24 protein-coding genes are annotated in these 16,621 nt (G+C 36.7%); 11 read left to right on the forward strand and 13 right to left on the reverse strand.

Annotation, left to right across the window (positions count from 1 at the left end):
* From ACOQN3_RS04230 to ACOQN3_RS04240, 3 genes are read right to left on the reverse strand one after another with little or no spacing between them, the layout of a single operon-like run.
* Window positions 1-201 (reverse strand): hypothetical protein, encoded by a 201-nt coding sequence (locus ACOQN3_RS04230; RefSeq protein ID WP_420545242.1) that lies wholly within the window; start codon window positions 199-201, stop codon window positions 1-3.
* A complete protein-coding gene (locus ACOQN3_RS04235) occupies window positions 202-669 on the reverse strand; it encodes a universal stress protein (RefSeq protein ID WP_420545243.1) in 468 nt (155 codons plus the stop codon).
* Window positions 669-1,067 carry a DUF6659 family protein gene (locus ACOQN3_RS04240; RefSeq protein ID WP_420545244.1) on the reverse strand — a complete coding sequence of 133 codons (399 nt, stop codon included), beginning with the start codon at window positions 1,065-1,067 and terminating at the stop codon, window positions 669-671. The genes ACOQN3_RS04235 and ACOQN3_RS04240 overlap by 1 nt, the downstream gene beginning before the upstream one ends.
* Window positions 1,068-1,332: 265 nt before the next feature.
* Here ACOQN3_RS04240 and ACOQN3_RS04245 point away from each other — a divergent pair, with 265 nt between their 5' ends.
* The 4 genes from ACOQN3_RS04245 to ACOQN3_RS04260 all read left to right on the forward strand — a co-directional run bounded on the left by ACOQN3_RS04245 (window position 1,333) and on the right by ACOQN3_RS04260 (window position 4,039).
* A complete protein-coding gene (locus tag ACOQN3_RS04245; RefSeq protein WP_420545245.1) occupies window positions 1,333-1,767 on the forward strand; it encodes a universal stress protein in 435 nt (144 codons plus the stop codon).
* Between the two features lie 171 nt (window positions 1,768-1,938).
* Entirely contained in the window at window positions 1,939-2,211 is a 273-nt protein-coding gene (locus ACOQN3_RS04250) for a hypothetical protein (RefSeq protein WP_420545246.1), read from the forward strand.
* A 320-nt stretch (window positions 2,212-2,531) separates the two neighbouring features.
* Window positions 2,532-2,657 carry a hypothetical protein gene (locus tag ACOQN3_RS04255; protein ID WP_420545247.1) on the forward strand — a complete coding sequence of 42 codons (126 nt, stop codon included), beginning with the start codon at window positions 2,532-2,534 and terminating at the stop codon, window positions 2,655-2,657.
* Between the two features lie 332 nt (window positions 2,658-2,989).
* Window positions 2,990-4,039: a multicopper oxidase domain-containing protein gene (locus tag ACOQN3_RS04260; RefSeq protein ID WP_420545248.1), complete on the forward strand. Its 1,050-nt coding sequence runs from the start codon at window positions 2,990-2,992 to the stop codon at window positions 4,037-4,039.
* A gap of 106 nt (window positions 4,040-4,145) precedes the next feature.
* Here ACOQN3_RS04260 and ACOQN3_RS04265 read toward each other — a convergent pair whose 3' ends face one another.
* On the reverse strand, window positions 4,146-5,183 hold the full coding sequence (locus tag ACOQN3_RS04265; protein ID WP_420545249.1) for an adenosine deaminase: 1,038 nt from the start codon (window positions 5,181-5,183) through the stop codon (window positions 4,146-4,148).
* Between the two features lie 232 nt (window positions 5,184-5,415).
* On the opposite strand from ACOQN3_RS04265, the gene ACOQN3_RS04270 reads away from it, so the two are divergent.
* Window positions 5,416-6,306, forward strand: a complete 891-nt coding sequence (locus ACOQN3_RS04270) for a malate dehydrogenase (RefSeq protein WP_420546595.1) — start codon at window positions 5,416-5,418, stop codon at window positions 6,304-6,306.
* 236 nt (window positions 6,307-6,542) lie between these two features.
* Here the strand turns inward: ACOQN3_RS04270 and ACOQN3_RS04275 are convergent, their stop codons facing one another.
* From ACOQN3_RS04275 to ACOQN3_RS04295, 5 genes are all read right to left on the reverse strand, one after another.
* Window positions 6,543-6,761 (reverse strand): hypothetical protein, encoded by a 219-nt coding sequence (locus ACOQN3_RS04275; protein WP_420545250.1) that lies wholly within the window; start codon window positions 6,759-6,761, stop codon window positions 6,543-6,545.
* Window positions 6,762-6,764: 3 nt separating this feature from the next.
* Window positions 6,765-7,586: a mechanosensitive ion channel family protein gene (locus tag ACOQN3_RS04280; RefSeq protein ID WP_420545251.1), complete on the reverse strand. Its 822-nt coding sequence runs from the start codon at window positions 7,584-7,586 to the stop codon at window positions 6,765-6,767.
* Between the two features lie 3 nt (window positions 7,587-7,589).
* Window positions 7,590-8,381: a DUF432 domain-containing protein gene (locus ACOQN3_RS04285; RefSeq protein WP_420545252.1), complete on the reverse strand. Its 792-nt coding sequence runs from the start codon at window positions 8,379-8,381 to the stop codon at window positions 7,590-7,592.
* Window positions 8,382-8,626: 245 nt separating this feature from the next.
* Window positions 8,627-9,043, reverse strand: coding sequence for a CoA-binding protein (locus ACOQN3_RS04290; RefSeq protein WP_420545253.1), 417 nt, complete (start codon window positions 9,041-9,043; stop codon window positions 8,627-8,629).
* 29 nt (window positions 9,044-9,072) lie between these two features.
* A complete protein-coding gene (locus tag ACOQN3_RS04295; RefSeq protein WP_420545254.1) occupies window positions 9,073-10,476 on the reverse strand; it encodes an MBL fold metallo-hydrolase in 1,404 nt (467 codons plus the stop codon).
* A 143-nt stretch (window positions 10,477-10,619) separates the two neighbouring features.
* On the opposite strand from ACOQN3_RS04295, the gene ACOQN3_RS04300 reads away from it, so the two are divergent.
* Entirely contained in the window at window positions 10,620-11,039 is a 420-nt protein-coding gene (locus ACOQN3_RS04300) for a DoxX family protein (RefSeq protein WP_420545255.1), read from the forward strand.
* A 46-nt stretch (window positions 11,040-11,085) separates the two neighbouring features.
* On the opposite strand, the gene ACOQN3_RS04305 is transcribed toward ACOQN3_RS04300, so the two are convergent.
* The 3 genes from ACOQN3_RS04305 to ACOQN3_RS04315 form a co-directional block, all read right to left on the reverse strand.
* Entirely contained in the window at window positions 11,086-11,628 is a 543-nt protein-coding gene (locus ACOQN3_RS04305; RefSeq protein WP_420546596.1) for a hemerythrin domain-containing protein, read from the reverse strand.
* A gap of 76 nt (window positions 11,629-11,704) precedes the next feature.
* Window positions 11,705-12,133, reverse strand: a complete 429-nt coding sequence (locus tag ACOQN3_RS04310; protein WP_420545256.1) for a hypothetical protein — start codon at window positions 12,131-12,133, stop codon at window positions 11,705-11,707.
* A 47-nt stretch (window positions 12,134-12,180) separates the two neighbouring features.
* The gene (locus ACOQN3_RS04315) at window positions 12,181-12,336 is read right to left on the reverse strand and encodes a hypothetical protein (RefSeq protein ID WP_420545257.1); all 156 of its coding nucleotides are present in this window, start codon (window positions 12,334-12,336) and stop codon (window positions 12,181-12,183) included.
* Window positions 12,337-12,503: 167 nt separating this feature from the next.
* Between ACOQN3_RS04315 and ACOQN3_RS04320 the strand changes: the two genes are divergently transcribed.
* The 3 genes from ACOQN3_RS04320 to ACOQN3_RS04330 all read left to right on the forward strand — a co-directional run bounded on the left by ACOQN3_RS04320 (window position 12,504) and on the right by ACOQN3_RS04330 (window position 14,433).
* Window positions 12,504-12,977 (forward strand): VOC family protein, encoded by a 474-nt coding sequence (locus ACOQN3_RS04320; RefSeq protein WP_420545258.1) that lies wholly within the window; start codon window positions 12,504-12,506, stop codon window positions 12,975-12,977.
* Window positions 12,978-13,152: 175 nt separating this feature from the next.
* Window positions 13,153-13,512: a hypothetical protein gene (locus tag ACOQN3_RS04325; RefSeq protein ID WP_420545259.1), complete on the forward strand. Its 360-nt coding sequence runs from the start codon at window positions 13,153-13,155 to the stop codon at window positions 13,510-13,512.
* A gap of 192 nt (window positions 13,513-13,704) precedes the next feature.
* The gene (locus ACOQN3_RS04330; protein ID WP_420545260.1) at window positions 13,705-14,433 is read left to right on the forward strand and encodes a hypothetical protein; all 729 of its coding nucleotides are present in this window, start codon (window positions 13,705-13,707) and stop codon (window positions 14,431-14,433) included.
* A 123-nt stretch (window positions 14,434-14,556) separates the two neighbouring features.
* On the opposite strand, the gene ACOQN3_RS04335 is transcribed toward ACOQN3_RS04330, so the two are convergent.
* Complete coding sequence (locus tag ACOQN3_RS04335) at window positions 14,557-14,946, reverse strand: hypothetical protein (RefSeq protein ID WP_420545261.1); 390 nt, start codon at window positions 14,944-14,946, stop codon at window positions 14,557-14,559.
* Window positions 14,947-15,117: 171 nt separating this feature from the next.
* Between ACOQN3_RS04335 and ACOQN3_RS04340 the strand changes: the two genes are divergently transcribed.
* Together ACOQN3_RS04340 and ACOQN3_RS04345 are read left to right on the forward strand one after the other, a co-directional pair.
* Window positions 15,118-15,879: a GIDE domain-containing protein gene (locus ACOQN3_RS04340; RefSeq protein ID WP_420545262.1), complete on the forward strand. Its 762-nt coding sequence runs from the start codon at window positions 15,118-15,120 to the stop codon at window positions 15,877-15,879.
* A gap of 9 nt (window positions 15,880-15,888) precedes the next feature.
* Window positions 15,889-16,470 (forward strand): LemA family protein, encoded by a 582-nt coding sequence (locus ACOQN3_RS04345; protein WP_420545263.1) that lies wholly within the window; start codon window positions 15,889-15,891, stop codon window positions 16,468-16,470.
* Window positions 16,471-16,621: the final 151 nt, after the last annotated feature.

Here is a 16,621-nt window from a genome sequence, read left to right on the forward strand (position 1 = left end):
CTAGTTTACCTCAGGCTTTGACATTATCTGAATATGGGAATTCTTCTTGTCTATCCAGATCTGGAATCCAGATTCAATCATCAATGAAAAGACTTCATCCCAAGGAAATTCCTTGTTGTCTTTTACTGTTATTTCATATCCTCCATAGTCCTCAGCCACTCTAGCAGTGTCTCCTACCTTTTGCTTGAGGATATGATACAACTACTTTCTTTCTCCGTCAACCAACATCACAGGACAACGTATCTGCTCAAGAACTTTCCTTGATACGCTTCCTAGCTTCAGTATTGCCTTTAGTCCTGGAAGCTTCCTTCTCTTTGCCATTATGACAAGATCATATTTGTCCTGATTTGCAATGCGAACAATCTCCTCATCAGGATACCCGTGCAGGACCTTCACCAAAACAGAAATGTTCTCTTTCTTTAGTGATATTGACTGTGTTGTAATCTTTTCATGCATCTCCATTTTCATCTCCCTTCTTGCTGCGAGAAGTTCCTTTCCCCATCTCTTTCTTTCAGAATCAAATCCCAAGGATGGAGGGATTGGAATGTTCTCAACAACGTGGAGTATTGTGACGCTTGAGCCGTGTTTCTTTGCCATCTCCTTGGCATGTCTCAGTGCCTTGTTTCCCGCGGAGGTTCCTGCATGCGGCACCAAGATTTTCTTGTACATCAGGAATGCCCTCCGGACTCACCAGTGTCAATTATTGCGTTGATTCTAGAGACTATTTCTTGGATCTGAATACGATGGGTGCCAGATAAAATTATGACATGCTCTTTGTATGGCAGGGAGATCATCAGTCCCTTATTCCTGTGTGATATGACGTAATTCAATCCTCCAAGAGAGGAATCAAAATCCCTGCGCATGGAAATTTCCAAGACCATCTGCATGTAGAGCATGCGACGTTTCGCATCATCTTGAAACGTATCATCTCCGTCCTTGAATTGATCTATGACAACATTGCCCATGTTGTCGATTATCCCTACGAATCTTACATCCTCAAAACTCATTAGGTACTCGCATAGTTTTTTGCAAATAAAATCATCTTTTTCTTCTACCAAAGTCATCATAGAGTTTTAAACTCCTTTCGAATATTTAACAAACAACCAATAAAGAAACTAGTGCTAACTTTTTGAGTTGAGTTTATCAGTATTAAGGTATGATAAGAAATTTTCATTTATTAGATGTTTGTATCTCTTTTCTGATACAATACATCATTACCTGTGTATTTTCATATCGTGTTGCATTGTGTTATTTTGTACTCACAGATGTTTTCTACAGAAACCAACATGAAGAAACATATTCTTATTATGTTGTGAATAGCATTCATTTTTTATGAAAGACAAACGGATCATGGTATGTTTAGATGGTTCCAAGAGCTCCATTAGAGCATTAAGAACTGCAATCTTGTTTGCAAGACAATCCAAGAATACAATAATTATTGGTGTCCATAGTGATGTGTCCAAAGGCTCTCCCCGAACATTTTCCAATCCAAAAATAAGAGAAGAGAATTGGTCAGACGAGATCAAAAAAATTATGCAGTTTGCAAGTGACAAGTGCAAGACCAGGAGAGTAGAGTTTGAGGGAGTTGCCATTGCAGGCCATAATGCAGGAATGGATTTGTCAAGATTTGCAAACAACAAAAAGAACAGAATTGATCAGGTTGTCATCGGCTCTCAGGGAAGAGGGCATGCAAAAGAAGCATTTTTTGGAAGCGTATCCAACTTTGTTTTGCACAAGGCAAAGGTTCCGGTCACTATTGTGAAATAACACATTTTCAAAAAAAGAGATTATTCATCATTACACGTGGGTCTCATTTTTATTTCCATTTTTTCTTCTGGAAAGAAGATTCCTTCCATTTTATTTCCATCAACAAGAGGAATGTCCTCAAATGTGTGCGTCACTGATAGTCTATTCACAATCGTGTATTTTTTTTCAATTATGGCAGTTACAGAAAAAAGCTTACCGACAGGATGGGACAGCATCCCAGGAGCACGAGGATGTACTCCTCAAAACATCACCATAAATGAGCATGTTGATGATTTGCTACAATACAATGCAATTCCAATTGGAATCTCGACTCAACCAATTGAAGAATTATCACGATTGTCTGAGTCAAGATTACTTTCACAGACGTTATTTTCTGACGGTAATTTGAAATTCAAGGAAAATATCGACATTCCGACATTTCAGATAGAAGACAGGACAGTGTAAAAAGACTGACGTTGATTTTACATGAATCTAAGGTAATCAAAGTTTTTTTATCCTGTTTTTCCCCCTGACAAACATATTTTTGAGATTCTGGAATGGTTGAAAAATAATTATGTCAAATACCGATACTGATTTAGATTCAATTTGGTTTGATTCGATTCGAGAATTATTTTAAAGAAGATACAGAATATGAAGACAGACATTGCAAAATATTGCAGGTTAACGTGACGCATGATCATTATTTTGTCATGTCTTGGAAATACAATTCCGCATGTACACCATTTTCAAAAATCATAAATAAGTTATAAAAAAGACGCAAGAACATGGCTGAAGCAAGCATGGTTGCATATGGTGTAGCCGCAGGAGCAGCAATCATACTAGCAGTGGTATGCTTTGTTCTACGAGGTAGAGGACATCACGACATAGTTCCAGTTACGATAAGAGAGTAAGATTCAAAAAAAAAAATCACATATGTGACGAATCCTTACAATATATCAGGTACGATTACCTTCAAATCACATCCAAACTGCATGGACATAGACTGTTACATCTTTGTTTTCTCAGACAGGACTAGAGTCAGAGTTTCTGACACATCTTCCAGAGGAGTACATTTTGATTCCAAATTTTGTGGTTAATCTTTAGGGAATTGAACCAAAATTTATAATAAATTTAGAATATTCGTTTTATCATCTACTGTAAGATCACATAAGAATCAATCTTTACATTACTAAACTTGAAAAAACAACTTTTGATTTAATTTAATAATACATGTAAATTGTTCATGCAGAAAAAATTTGGTTTGGTAGGAATTCCAATCCTGCTTGCATTTTTAATTGTAGCAACAACAGGAAATGTTCAATTCTTACCAGATCTAAATACAGAAACACAGACTGTCTCTGATGTTCAACCTCAAATTGTATCTGAAGTGCAACCCCAGATTGCCGAAGCTGAAGAACAGCCAGTTAAGGAATACACATTGATAATTGAGCAAACAGACATTCAAGTATCTGATACTGCTGTCTGGCATGCCTGGACATACAACGGAACAGTACCTGCACCAACTCTAATGGCAAATCAGGGAGATCTATTACGAGTCAGAGTAATCAATAATCATGATGTGACTCACAGTTTTCATGCTCATATGAGTGACTATGATCCTAAACATGATGGATCCCCAGTCAATGTAATTACAGGGGTGGGGGCTGGTTCAATGATTCCTCCAGGTAGCGAATGGACATATGAATACAATGTAAACACTTGGGGAACAACATTTTTCCATGATCACGCAGCATCTGAGGGTCTTGGAATAAAAGATCATATTTTGCAAGGTCTTTATGGCAATATCATAATTGAAAGAGATCCTCCAAGGCCATACATTGACAGACATATTCCAATCATAATGTTAGAAATAGGCCACGACGTTGAAAGAATGGAAAAAGGTCCCGTACCATACTATCTCATGAATGGAATGGGTGTACCAGGTGGAGAAAAGGCTCTTGAAGAAATCTTTGCAGAGAAAGGATTTGATGGAGTTGCTGCACAATTCAATTACACATTGCCTGTCTACAAGGCAAAGGTTGGAGAAACAGTTGAATTTCATGTTACAAATCTGGGAGAACAAATCCATTCATTTCACCTACATGGAAATAAGATGATTTCAAGCACAAATGAAAGAGGTTCTGTAATTATCTCTCAAACATTTCCTCTAGTTCAGGGAACGCTTGAGTCATTTATTATTAAACCAGACAAACCCGCCGTTTGGTTATTCCATTGCCATGTTGTTGGCCATGCAGATGCAGGAATGATAGGTCTATTCATAGTAGAAGAATAACTCTTCTTTTTTTATTTTTTTATTTGTAGCAATTCCCAAAATGTTGCCCTTATTGTATCCATGTGGGTCTTAATTTAATAGAATTATTGATAAATCAAAAACATCATTAATTCTTCTCTGCGTATCTCTCTAGTTTCTCAAGCATCATCTGTTTTTTTGAATCACTCAGAAAAGAACCCTCAAAGGAATTTTTTGCCAACGTGTAGATGTCTTTCTTTGTGAGGTTTAATGTATCATACACACTATGGTAATTCTCATTGATGTAACCTCCAAAGTATGCAGGATCGTCTGAATTTACAGTCACTTTTAGACCCTTTCTCAACATCCGCTTTACTGGATTTTTCTCCATTTTTTTTACTACCTTTAGATAATAGTTTGATAGCGGGCAGGATGTTAGAGTGATTTTTCTTTCTACCAACTCTTCGACTAATTTTTCATCGTCCATGCTGTGGTTTCCATGATCGATTCGAGAAATTTTAAGTGATTTGAGGCATTCCCAGACATCCTCAGCATTGCCTTCCTCACCCGTATGTGCTACAGTCAGCAATCCATTTTTTCTACCATGATCAAAAACCTTCTTGAATTTTAACGGATTATATCCTATCTCTGCAGAATCGAGTCCAACTGCAACAATTTTCTTGTGCTTTAATGCCTCTTTCAAAATGCTCATTGCTGAATCTTCACCCAAATCCCTTTGAAAACACATTATCAGTTTTGATGATATTCCCCATTTTTTTTCAGCATCTCTCATCGCACTGGATATACCGTTTAGAATCGTGGTGTATTTAATTCCCCTATTTACGTGGGTCTGAGGATCAAAGAACATCTCTGCATGCAACACATTTTGCTGATGGGCTTTTCTTAGATAGGCCACGGTCAAGTCATAAAAATCCCTTTTTTTGATCAAGACTTTGGATCTGACATTATAGATATTCAAAAAATCCTGTAAATTATCAAATTTGTATGATGACTTTAGTTCCTTGACATATTTTTCTTTGAGTTTTATGTTGTTTCTCTTTGCAATTTTAAATAACATTTGAGGTTCCAGAGTGCCTTCAATATGCAAATGCAATTCTGCCTTTGGAATATTTTGGATGAATTTTTTCATCGTACTATCCTGTGGTTTGTCAGAATGTCGGGACACTGACTAAAATCAGTGTTGTAAAATATAAAAACTCAAACATTTTCAGGTTTGAACAACTATTGGTCTAATTGTACCATGATGATTAGATAATTTTTATCTCAAATTTTAATTTCCATATGAGTATCAAATTAAATCAAAGAACAAAACTAAATTAACTGTTGAAAAATACCAACATCTTATCTGTATTATAAATTTCAGAATGGAGAAAAGGTGAATCAAATTAATTTCAATAATCGGAAGCGGTAAAGTAGGCTCAACAATTGGTTTTCTTGCTGCATCTCATAATATTGATGATGTAACTCTGATCAACGATCACAAAAACAAAGCAGTGGGTGAAGAATTGGATATATCAAATGCAATTCCTGAAGATTCTCAATTTTCTGTAGTTGGAACTGATGATATTTCTAAAATTAAAGATTCCAAGGTTGTTGTAATTGCAGCAAACAATGGCAAGATCAAAACAGGCAGAATGGATCTTCTAAAAGGCAATCTGGAAATGACTAGAGATTTTGCAAAAAATATTCAAAAATATGCGCAAGATGCTAGAATTCTAGTCATAACAAACCCCGTTGACATCATAACATACTTTGTACAAAAAGAGTCTAAATTACCAAGAGAAAATGTGATGGGGTTAGGATCAAACCTTGATTCTAGTAGACTACGCTATCTTCTTGCAAAAGAACTTGATACCAAACAATCAGAAATTCATGATTCTCTGGTTTTAGGAGAGCATGGAGATACAATGGTTCCAATACTTTCTAGAGCAAAATATGGACAAAAGTTAATTTCAGAATCATTAGATTCCATCCAAAAAGAAAAGATAACAAATGACTTGAAACGGTATTGGGCAAAGATTGTTGCTATGAAAGACGTTTCCTCAGTATTTGGAATATCCAAGATTGCATTTGATATGATTGATGCGGTTTTGAACGGAGATGAACTATCAACACCAGCTTCAGTTTTACTTGAAGGAGAATACGGGATATCTGATGTTTGTCTTGGAGTGCCATTAGTAATTGGAAAAAATGAAACAAAGATTCAGGAGATTGAACTTGAAAAATCAGAATACGATCTACTGCAGAACTCTGCCAAATTTTTGAGAAAGCAAATCATGAATTGTTAATTCCATAAAATTACAATTAATCTTTACATTCTATTCTTTTTTGATTCAAACTGATTAACCAGTTTCCACGTGGGTGCCAAAATATCCCCCTTAACTAAACTATATCCCCATACATGCTGTACTGGGGATATAGTCAAGAAAATAATTATCGGACCCACGTGTAAGAAGAATAAATGAGAAAAATCTAATTTTATTCTAACAACAGTCTAGACTGAGAAATCAAATGATTCTGATCTTTAGTATCTCTTTATTTTCTGAACTACCATTAGACGATTTCTTGCACCGGTATATTTTGGCTTTGTCCTTAGCTTGCCGTCACAACATGGACATTGGTTGCCTAGCCATTCCATGAAGATACCACATCTGTTGCATCTTTTTTGTCCATTTCCGTATCTGGTCTCTGGAAGATTTGGTCTTTTTGCCTTGTATTTCTGGCAGACTTGTCTACACGTCATATTCTATTTCTCAGAACCTTTTCCTTCCCATACTACTCTTTGGGGGAATGGTATCTCAATTCCCGCATCATCAAGTGCATTCTTTATAATCTTGAGCAGCATAGGTTTTACTTCCATCAGATTATCACGAGGATGCCATACACGAACCTGGATGTTGACACTGTTATCGCCAAGCTCTGATACCAAGAATTCCGGTTCAGGCTCCATCAACGAATAAACGAGATTGTGCATGATTGAATCCTTTATGGTTTTAATTGCCTTGTCGATATCTTCGGCATATCCTATTCCTACTGTCACCTCACTTCTTCTTACCTCAGACATGTCAAAGGAGCGAATGTTTGATGTGAACATCCTCTCATTTGGAATTCTGATTACCGTTCCATCAAATTGTTGTATCTTGGATGAAAATGCGCTAATGTCAATTAGTTTGCCAGTGACATTTGAATCAGGCAACTCTACTGTCTCTCCTTGTCTTACGGGTTTTTCAATTAGCAGAAATATCCCAGATATCAAATTAGATACTACAGACTGTGCTGCAAACCCGATTACAATACCCATAAAGCCAGCACCTACCACCAGACCTCCAATATCTATTCCCTGACTGGCAGTTGCGGCAATCAAAAAAATGATGATAATTCCATAGTACAGTATCTTGTTCATGGTCTTTACGGTGTGAACTGGCATGTTTGGCGCAAATCTTCTGTTGAATACCATACGGACTATTCTTCCAACAATTACACCAGCAAAAACAATGATTCCAACAAAAAACACATTCCAGATTGTTATACCTTCCATTAGTTGTGTATCAAAAATCTCAAGGACCATCAGTCAGTCAAACCCCTTGTCCATTACAAAGAACGTCTGATTCTTGCTTGTAGAATACAATACCTGTTTCCAACTCTTGCCTCTCTTTGAGTATTTTTCCAGACGAATCTTTAGTATCTCTTTGTTTGTATCTAGTTTTATTGTACCAATTATGTCATCAATGTGCACTTCAGAAGAGTTCTCTCCATAGTATATCATGTGGTGTGTGATTGGAAATACCAGTTTCCCTACAAACACACCTCGGTCTAACTTGTTTTTCAAGGTCAGTTTCATTTTTGCAAAAATGTATGGCTGAGATGAATTATCATCATCGTCATTTTCCAAAAGATTGACCTTGGAGTACATGCAAAGGTTCCCTGTCTCAGGTGTTCCGTATAATGCAAATCTGGAATGCATTGGCTCACACGTAAAGCAGTCAAAGAGATCCTTTGAATCATCACCGGAGTTTATCACAAAGACTCCGATCTCTATAGGGAATTGAAATTGTATGGTTGCCGTAGAATTTTTTTCCACAAAAATGGATTCGGCAAGGCGGAGAAATATTAGGTCGTGTGTTTTTTTGGCTGGAAGATGCAGGGGGAGAATTGGGCACAGCTCAATTTTTGCAGTCTTACTAGACTGAGGAATGGACTTTGTTATTTCCTGGTTTTCCGAGTTTTTCCGATAGTATGTTATTCTGTTGTCTGGTTTTCTTTTGATGTGGATTTCAGTTTTTGGCAGTGTCAAGTCTAATTTTTCAGAAATGTCGTATGTTCCATATCCAGAAAACTCTTGATTTTGTGCAGATGATTTCAAATTGATAAATCAAATAGTCTTATTTTTTGGAGAATATTAACCATATCTGATCTATAATGGATTGATTAGAACAAAATAGGATGATCATAGACAAGTTGATCTAAGATAAAAAAGAAATGAGGATTAGTTACCCGTAACCAAATCCCAGATAAATCCAAAAAATTCTCTTATCATATGGGTTTTGTTTCCCAAGAATCTAGATAATTAGAAATCTGAACATTCTTTGACTTGAATTGATAAAAATTTCAATCAAAGAGACGCCTGTGTTCTTCAAACATACACCTGTTAAACACTATGTCAATGCCTTTCTCTAATGCTAGTTCTTCTGCTTGCGCATTATGAATTCCTTTTTGTAACCATATCATCTTTGGGTTTTTTAGTAATGCATTTTTAACAAATGGAAGAACTTGATCTGATGGCCTGAAGATTTGAACAACATCAATCGCTTCTTTGACATCCTTGACGTCTTTCAGGCATTGCTTTCCCAGTATCTGTTCAGCGTTTGGGTTGATTGGAATTATGTCATATCCTTTTGATTGCAGGTATTTGGAATAGTGTGCAGGCTTTTCTGGGTTTGTTGAGATGCCAACTACTGCAATTGTCTTTGAAGATGAAAGAATATCTCTTATCTGATTGTCGGTGTGGGCATCCAGTTTTTCCATATCTAATTCTCACAATTTTGTACTTTGGATTATTGCATCGTTACGTAATCCTTCATGGCTTGACAGTGCTCTGTCATGAACTCATCAAGGTTGTTTAGCTTTCCTGTCCATTGCTGTGTAGTTGTCTCAACACATTTCTCTAATGCTTGGTCTGAGCCAACCATATCTATTGCATCTTTGATATTTTTCATCACATCAAGTGCAAACTCTTTGTTTTGCTTTATGTGATCCTTGGTGGCCAATATTCCGGTGTGTCCTGAAACAAGGACATCAAAGTCAAAGTCATTTACCAAAACATCATGTGCGTTTAGGTACTGGTCAATGTCTGGAGTCACTGCAAATGCTCTGTATGGCGTTATTCCAGGTCGCATCAAGTCCACTGCCATAGCTATTTTGTTGTCAGGTGACAAAATTATCAGATCGCCGCTTGAGTGATAGTTTCCAATAAAGTGTAATTCCAGTGTCTGGTCTCCAACTGTTAGTTCATACATGTCATCATCAAATGTCAATGTTGGTGCTGGTCTGTTTGGATCATTCTCCTGTGCTAGCACATCTGCAGTCTGCTTGTGAGAGATGTATTGTATGTCTGCAGCAAATATCTGTCCTGCAGCACCAGTGTGGTCTTGATGGTGGTGTGAATATATCATGTGAGTTATTGGCTCATCAGTTACATCATTGATAGCTGAGATGTATTTTTCTCCAATTGGTTGTGGTGCATCAATTACGATTACTCCCTGCCCAGTAGTCAGAAACATTGTTTGATAGCCGTTTCCAGCAAGCCAGTATACTCCATCTGCAATCTCTTTGACATGATATCCTTTCTCTGGATCAACTGTCACAGGTGTCTGTGTGAATTCAAGCACGTCAGGAAATACGCCACTTGATGATGTCTGGATTGTGCATTCTCCCTTGTGCTTCATTGCAACATGGTCTGCATTTAACGAGCACATGTTACCGTATGTTTTCTCGTTGACGCCACAAACTGGAGCGTATTCCAAAGTGCAAGCAACAACAGGCAGCGATATACTCCATCCTCTAGTTTCAAGTTTGGATACTGATTCTGGTTTTACACAAGCAGGAGTAACATCTTGCTGAAAGATTAATTGTAGTGGCTCTGCACATATCACATCTTTTGCTGCAATACCTGCATGTCCTTGATGTAGTGGTTTGAGATATGGTTTGGTCTTGCCGTCCATGGTGCATACATTACCCGCATATGCTCCAGGACCGCACCTGTCATCTAGGACACAGACGTTTCCCAGTGATGTAAAACCTGGTGCACAGATGCCTTTGTATGGCATGTGGTGCGTTGATTTTTTATCATGTTTCATGGACTTGTCTTCTCCATGATGGGATGCAAAAGCAGAATTATCAATTATTGAAACTGTAAACAATGCACACAAGGCAAGAAATACAAAAAATACGATTTTCATAAAACACCTTTCTAGTACTGGTATTTTAGAATATCAATTTACATGGCAAATTTTGCACGTCTTTTGAAAATAGAACATTCTTTCACATTCTAGGATCATGTTTTGTACGCATTCATTAAATATTGTCACAAAAGACTGACGTCGTGTCCAGCGCAGCAATAAAAGAAAACAGATTACTTGATGTTGCATTTTGCGGAATGCGTGCGGCAATCGGCGTAATTTTCATTGTTCATGGTATTGCAAAGTTTGATCCTGGTTTTGCAGGATTTCTTACAGGTCCTTTGGGTTTTCCACCTGAGATGCAGATACCTATTGCGCTAGCTGAACTGGTTCCAGGAATTTTACTGCTTGTAGGTGTGCTGACTAGGATCTCTGCATCATTGCTTTCTGTAATAATGATTGGAGCAATATTTTACGTAAAGGAGGCAGCTAGCCTTACAGGAGATAGAGGATACGAGATAGATCTGATTTTACTTGCTGCTTCACTTGTAATTGTTGTAGCCGGTCCTGGAAAAGTATCCATTGCACACATTGCAAAGAAGATTCCAAGGTTCTTGCACTAGTGTTCTTTGTACAGCAAATAGTAAAAAAGTCTCTATTTTGAAATACTCATTTCAGGTTCCAAGGTCTTGATTCTAAAAAGTCAATCTCTTTGATCATGTCTTCTATCTTTTTTACAGTTGCAAAAACTGACCTGTATTCCTCATACATGTCTGCCTCTTCTTCCTTGGTCAATACGTCAGCTTCTGCATCATCAAAGAACTTGTTTTCCTTGTTTAGGTGATCATTGAGAAACACGGCGTATGTCTTGAGGTACCTTGTAACATTCTCCCACGCATCTTCTCCATTCTTTAGTCTTTTGAGATGATGGGAAATTTTCCTTGCAACCCTTCTTCCAAATTCATGCTCTACAAGAAACTTGTGGATTTCTTCTTTTAGAGATTCGTGGCTTGCAACGCATGGAAAGTATGAGTCCTCCTCTCTTGAGTGGTGAATTGTATCTATAAACTCTGAAATAATTATTGTCATTTTTGTTATGTCTGATAACGGGATTTTTTCACCTTTTTCCAGTTCTTCGACGCATTTGAAGATAATTTTTTCCAGACGCCTTACATGAACGTGATCTGCTCTAAGCTCTTCTGTTGCACTCATTTTTTCTTCAGTTGTTTTTGTCGACTGCACATGTTATAAAATAAAACTTTGATTTTCATCTCTGAATCACAGAAAATCATTTTCCTCTTTGTTTTTTCTTTCTGATCTTCTTCTGGCTCTTGTCTGCTGCCTTGAAACCGTACTTTGCAACCTTTATCTTCTTTGCAATCTTGAGTGCCTTGAATATCTTTATTCCAGAAAAAACAGGAATCAGAATCACCATGGCAACATCAAGCCAGTATTTTTTCAGAAATACCTTCCAGTTTCTTACCTTCATGTATTTCAACAATAGCTCAAACGAAAGCAGGCCAAGCATCACATACAACACAACCTCATTGATCTGCTTTAGCTGCTGCGGAATCTCGACTATGGGGGATCCCAGACCAAGCGTCTTGTATTCAGAAAAAAACAACACTACAAAGTAAAACAAAACAAGAAACAGAATCACATACTCTAATGACAGGACAAACCTTCTGTCTGGATTCTTCAGAAACTCTACAATCATAATTCCATCATGTCTTTTGTATCCAATAAAAATGAAAAAAGGAATTCCTAGAGGTTTGACACTAGGAATGCCCCTATGCCCATGCCCATTATTACGCCAAGTCCCATGCAGAACAAATCATACTTGACTATTTTCTTGAATGACGCATGAACCATCTTGTCCCAATTGTTTTGGGATTTTCTTTGGGTTTGAATTGTTTTCATGATTGTGCTACAGTACGGATTCTAATAGGAAGTGGTCTTCTGAATTGTTGTAGCCTTCTTCCATCTTGGTATACTGCTCTACACCTTTTTCTGGATCAAAAACCCCATTATCAGGTCACCGTGAATTTGGTAAAAAATCTTTTAACACATACTATTCATTTTGATTCATGGCAAAACCAATACCTGATGGGTTTCACACTGTGACCCCATCAATCGTTCTAAGCAATTCTAAGGAAGCAATAGAGTTTTACAAAAAGGCATTTAATGCAAAGGAGATCTACCAGATGCCCACACCAGACGGCAAGACAATGCATGCCATGATTCAGATTGGTGACTCTTTTGTAATGATGTCAGACGAGTTCCCACAGATGGGATGTACTGCTCCTACCACGGTGGGCGGAACATCAACTACAATTCATCTTTACGTTGAGGATTCAGACAAGATATACAATCAGGCAGTGCAATCTGGCGCCAAACCTGCAATGCCAATGATGGATGCATTCTGGGGAGACAGATGTGGAAGCGTCATTGATCCATTTGGACACTCCTGGATGGTATCAACTCACAAGAAAGACCTGTCTCCTGAGGAAATGCGCAAGGCTGCCGAAGAATACATGTCAAAGCAACATGGTTCACAATAGACATTCTTTTTTTATTTTTTATTTGTGGAATAAAGTACATTTTAACTAGAGAACGTCTAGTTTGGTCGTTTCATCCTTGATTCTGCAGCTACAGGGCCTGGCTGTCACTTGAGATTGTTTTGGTTTGATGGTTCCACGGATCAACACTAATTAATGAATCAGAATTGAACAAGATATGCCAGCAGAGGGGAAAGTAAGTCTTGCATGGCAAATTATCATGGTTTTACTCATTCCAATAGCTGGTATTTGGGCATTTTACAGAATTAAGAAACTCGAAAAAGCTTTCTTGTATATCATGCTTCCAGAAATAATCATGGTTGTGATTGTAATTGCTGCTGTTATTATGATGATACCGGGTGAAGATGCCCTAGATTCCTTGGAAACTTTTGGCGATGATGAATCAACATTTGAACCAGCAGTATTTGTATTGACAACTCTTTTATCTGTTATAGGATTGGGAATCACTGCATTGGCAATCTATCTCATAATAAAATGGACTGAAGAGTGGAACAAGCAGTTTGAGAATCAACAGTAATCTTTGTGTATATTCTTTGTTTAATTTTTAGTGCCTTTATCGATAATTGCATCACTATGCTCAATCGGAATTTTAATTTTGACGATATACATCATTGCTACATGGTATGAGCAATGGCATAAACAATTTATCTAAAACCCAAAAATATTACACCACAATCCTGTTTGCTTCTAGTTGATCAGAAAATAGCACATGTCAACTGAAACAAAAAAGCGTAGTGGTATGTGGTATCTTTTACCAATATTTCTAAGTATTATTGGAGGCGTAATTGCATATTTTGTCATAAAAGAAGATGATCCAAAAAAGGCAAAAAACTGCCTGTATCTTGGAATTATTCTAACTGCCATAGGGATAGGATTCACTGCAGTATCTGGCATAATGTTTGCATATGAAATGGAAAATTCTCCTTTCTTTAATGGTGATTTTAAGAATTCAGATGATTTCAATTATGCAACCCCGTCAGAAATGTCCTTCTCTGATGAATCTCAAATCAACTCGCTTGCAGAGGGAGTAGAGTATGAGTATAACGTATTTGGGCTCAAACCAAACTACATTCATGTTTTAGATGAAGACGGAAACATTGCAACCAAATTTGACAACACTATGCAATATGCAATTGTAAGTGAAATACAAAACAGAGATGATTCAGACAAAAACATCTCCTACAATGTTTTTCTCAGGCAAGAAGAAGGGGATTTTGAAGATTGGTTTGAGTACGAAGTGTATGAAGAAATCAGAATTTCTCCAAATGGAACCTTTGTAATTGATGAGGATGAAATAACAATTCCCAAACCAGGAATCTATGAGATTGAGATATGGCTTGAAGACATAGACACAAGAAATGCAATCTATGATGAGATACAGCGTGACTCTAATGGCGACTATCCTCAACCATTTTGGAGAATGCTGTACCTCGAATGATGATTTTTCAGATCAATTCATAAAGCAGCATGTCATTTTGTTACAAAACATCAGAAGTGCAAAGAAAGGAATTCTAACTGATTCAGACTGATCGTATTCTATTTTTAAAATCTAATCCAATTGTCATCTGTGCACTCTCTCATTCCATTGTTTAGACCATTTGCTCATGCTATGACCAATAGCCATCACGAGAGGGACCATCAATGTAAGAGATACGCCAATTGCCATTTCTGAGAATCCACTGAAAAAAATTAACATACTTGATAATATCCATAATGAGAACACATACGGAATAACCTTGAATGTTTTGCTTATGCGTATGAATGGAATGAAAACAAGGATGGCAGACCAACCATACATTGCAAAACGTTCATTCCAATACCCAATTGGTCCCCATAAAAGTTCCAGTCTAACTGCAATTACTGTAAACATGATAAAACCAATAGCTGGAATCATGGCCAGTGAAACCGCATAAATCATCTGGTTTCGTGGATTGACTTTTCCTTTAGCCATAAAATTCTTCATTTTGTATTCTCTTCCTCTTCATCAAAAAGGTCACCGGTTGTTTTCTTTCTTTCATTCATTCTTTCTCTCTCACTTTTTTTATGATAACGTTTTTTCGTAATCATAGTATAGATTACGAATATAACAATAGTCAAATAATGTGTTCAGCACGAGATTTTCGTGAGTGAGAAAATATTAGAACTTGCAGTCATGGCAATTATTTTTGGTGCAATTCTCTTTGGAAATGGATTTCGGTCTATGAAGCGTAAGAAACTAATGGAAAGTATTCCTACATCAAAAATTCGTTCTCTTGCAATAGGTATTGCAGAGATATATGGAAAAGCAACCACGAATGCTCAACTAATTCGAGGGCCTTTTTCAAATGAAGAGTGTATTGTGTGCAGAGTTGTTATTCAAGAATACAATAGTTGGTCAAAATATAACAAATGGCGTACAATAAAGGATGTAATTCTAAACACCGAATTTATGGTAGAAGATGAAACTGGGAAAGTTCAGGTTCAACCACATCAAGCCACTTTAGACATTCCTATCAGTTATGAAAATAATTCAGGCTGGGGGAAAAATCCCCCTAAACATACGATTGAATTTCTAAATAACAACAATATCAACTCTGAAGGAATTTTAGGATCTTTCAAATCCAGGAGATTCTTGGAATATGCGATAAAACCAGGAGATAATGTTTATGTTCTTGGTAGAGCTGATGATAATCCCTTTGTCAAAGATGGATCAGTAAAAGAAGGAGTAGTAAACATCATGATGCAAAAGAGTAAAAATCCGAACATATACTATATTTCAAACAAGTCTGAAACCAAAATCTTAGGAAAGCTCAACTATACAATACTTGGACAAATTGTAGGGGGCCCATTACTTATTGGGGGTGGTCTTTTGGTTATCCTTTTAAAGCTAACAGGAATTTTCTAAAACACAATCATGGAAATTGATAACACAGTCATAATCATAATTGTTGCAGTTGTAATTGGTTTAATTATTGCTGGATTTGTTGGATTTCTAGTTTCTATCTATAATGCACTAGTTCGTATGAGAAACAACATTTCAAAATCTTGGGCAAACATAGACGTGTTGCTAAAGCAGAGATCTGATGAATTACCAAAACTGGTTGATTCGGTTAAAGGATACATAAAATATGAAGAAAAAATTCTGACCCAAGTTACCGAGGCCAGAACTAAATTCTTGGATGCTCAAACAGTACAAGAAAAAGCTAGAGCAGATAACATGATTACTGATGCATTAAAATCATTATTTGCAGTTGCAGAAAATTATCCCATCCTTAAGGCAAATGAAAGTTTTCTTCAATTGCAAAGAAGAATAAGTGGATTGGAGAATGAATTGGCTGACAGACGTGAATTTTACAATGACAGTGTGAATGAATACAATATCAAAATAGTTTCATTTCCAGATATGATAATTGCAAGAATGATAGGTTACACACAACCAGAAACTATGTTCAAAGTTGAAGAATCTGACAAAGAAGATGTAAAAATAGAATTTTAGATTTTTTGGAATCATTTTCCTTATAATTATACATGATTTGAAAAACTAAAACACATTCTGTACTAGGCTAGCATCACAAATTATAAGCATTTAAAAAAATCTCCATATTTGTTTTATAGTAATTTACTATTATCCAGGAGTTATTACATTA

The organism is Candidatus Nitrosopumilus sp. (genome assembly GCF_965223225.1).
Taxonomy (GTDB): domain Archaea; phylum Thermoproteota; class Nitrososphaeria; order Nitrososphaerales; family Nitrosopumilaceae; genus Nitrosopumilus.

Bases quoted from the DNA above. Each gene is read 5' to 3' on its own strand.
- ACOQN3_RS04290 (WP_420545253.1), bottom strand. From the start codon at position 9,043: ATGGAAAAACTGGATGCCCACACCGACAATCAGATAAGAGATATTCTT.
- ACOQN3_RS04245 (WP_420545245.1), top strand. From the start codon at position 1,333: ATGAAAGACAAACGGATCATGGTATGTTTAGATGGTTCCAAGAGCTCC.
- ACOQN3_RS04345 (WP_420545263.1), top strand. From the start codon at position 15,889: ATGGAAATTGATAACACAGTCATAATCATAATTGTTGCAGTTGTAATT.
- ACOQN3_RS04335 (WP_420545261.1), bottom strand. From the start codon at position 14,946: ATGGCTAAAGGAAAAGTCAATCCACGAAACCAGATGATTTATGCGGTT.
- ACOQN3_RS04275 (WP_420545250.1), bottom strand. From the start codon at position 6,761: ATGACGTGTAGACAAGTCTGCCAGAAATACAAGGCAAAAAGACCAAAT.
- ACOQN3_RS04325 (WP_420545259.1), top strand. From the start codon at position 13,153: ATGCCAGCAGAGGGGAAAGTAAGTCTTGCATGGCAAATTATCATGGTT.
- ACOQN3_RS04255 (WP_420545247.1), top strand. From the start codon at position 2,532: ATGGCTGAAGCAAGCATGGTTGCATATGGTGTAGCCGCAGGAGCAGCA.
- ACOQN3_RS04305 (WP_420546596.1), bottom strand. From the start codon at position 11,628: ATGAGTGCAACAGAAGAGCTTAGAGCAGATCACGTTCATGTAAGGCGT.
- ACOQN3_RS04295 (WP_420545254.1), bottom strand. From the start codon at position 10,476: ATGAAAATCGTATTTTTTGTATTTCTTGCCTTGTGTGCATTGTTTACA.
- ACOQN3_RS04310 (WP_420545256.1), bottom strand. From the start codon at position 12,133: ATGATTGTAGAGTTTCTGAAGAATCCAGACAGAAGGTTTGTCCTGTCA.
- ACOQN3_RS04250 (WP_420545246.1), top strand. From the start codon at position 1,939: ATGGCAGTTACAGAAAAAAGCTTACCGACAGGATGGGACAGCATCCCA.
- ACOQN3_RS04320 (WP_420545258.1), top strand. From the start codon at position 12,504: ATGGCAAAACCAATACCTGATGGGTTTCACACTGTGACCCCATCAATC.
- ACOQN3_RS04235 (WP_420545243.1), bottom strand. From the start codon at position 669: ATGTACAAGAAAATCTTGGTGCCGCATGCAGGAACCTCCGCGGGAAAC.
- ACOQN3_RS04260 (WP_420545248.1), top strand. From the start codon at position 2,990: ATGCAGAAAAAATTTGGTTTGGTAGGAATTCCAATCCTGCTTGCATTT.
- ACOQN3_RS04330 (WP_420545260.1), top strand. From the start codon at position 13,705: ATGTCAACTGAAACAAAAAAGCGTAGTGGTATGTGGTATCTTTTACCA.
- ACOQN3_RS04315 (WP_420545257.1), bottom strand. From the start codon at position 12,336: ATGAAAACAATTCAAACCCAAAGAAAATCCCAAAACAATTGGGACAAG.
- ACOQN3_RS04280 (WP_420545251.1), bottom strand. From the start codon at position 7,586: ATGGTCCTTGAGATTTTTGATACACAACTAATGGAAGGTATAACAATC.
- ACOQN3_RS04240 (WP_420545244.1), bottom strand. From the start codon at position 1,067: ATGATGACTTTGGTAGAAGAAAAAGATGATTTTATTTGCAAAAAACTA.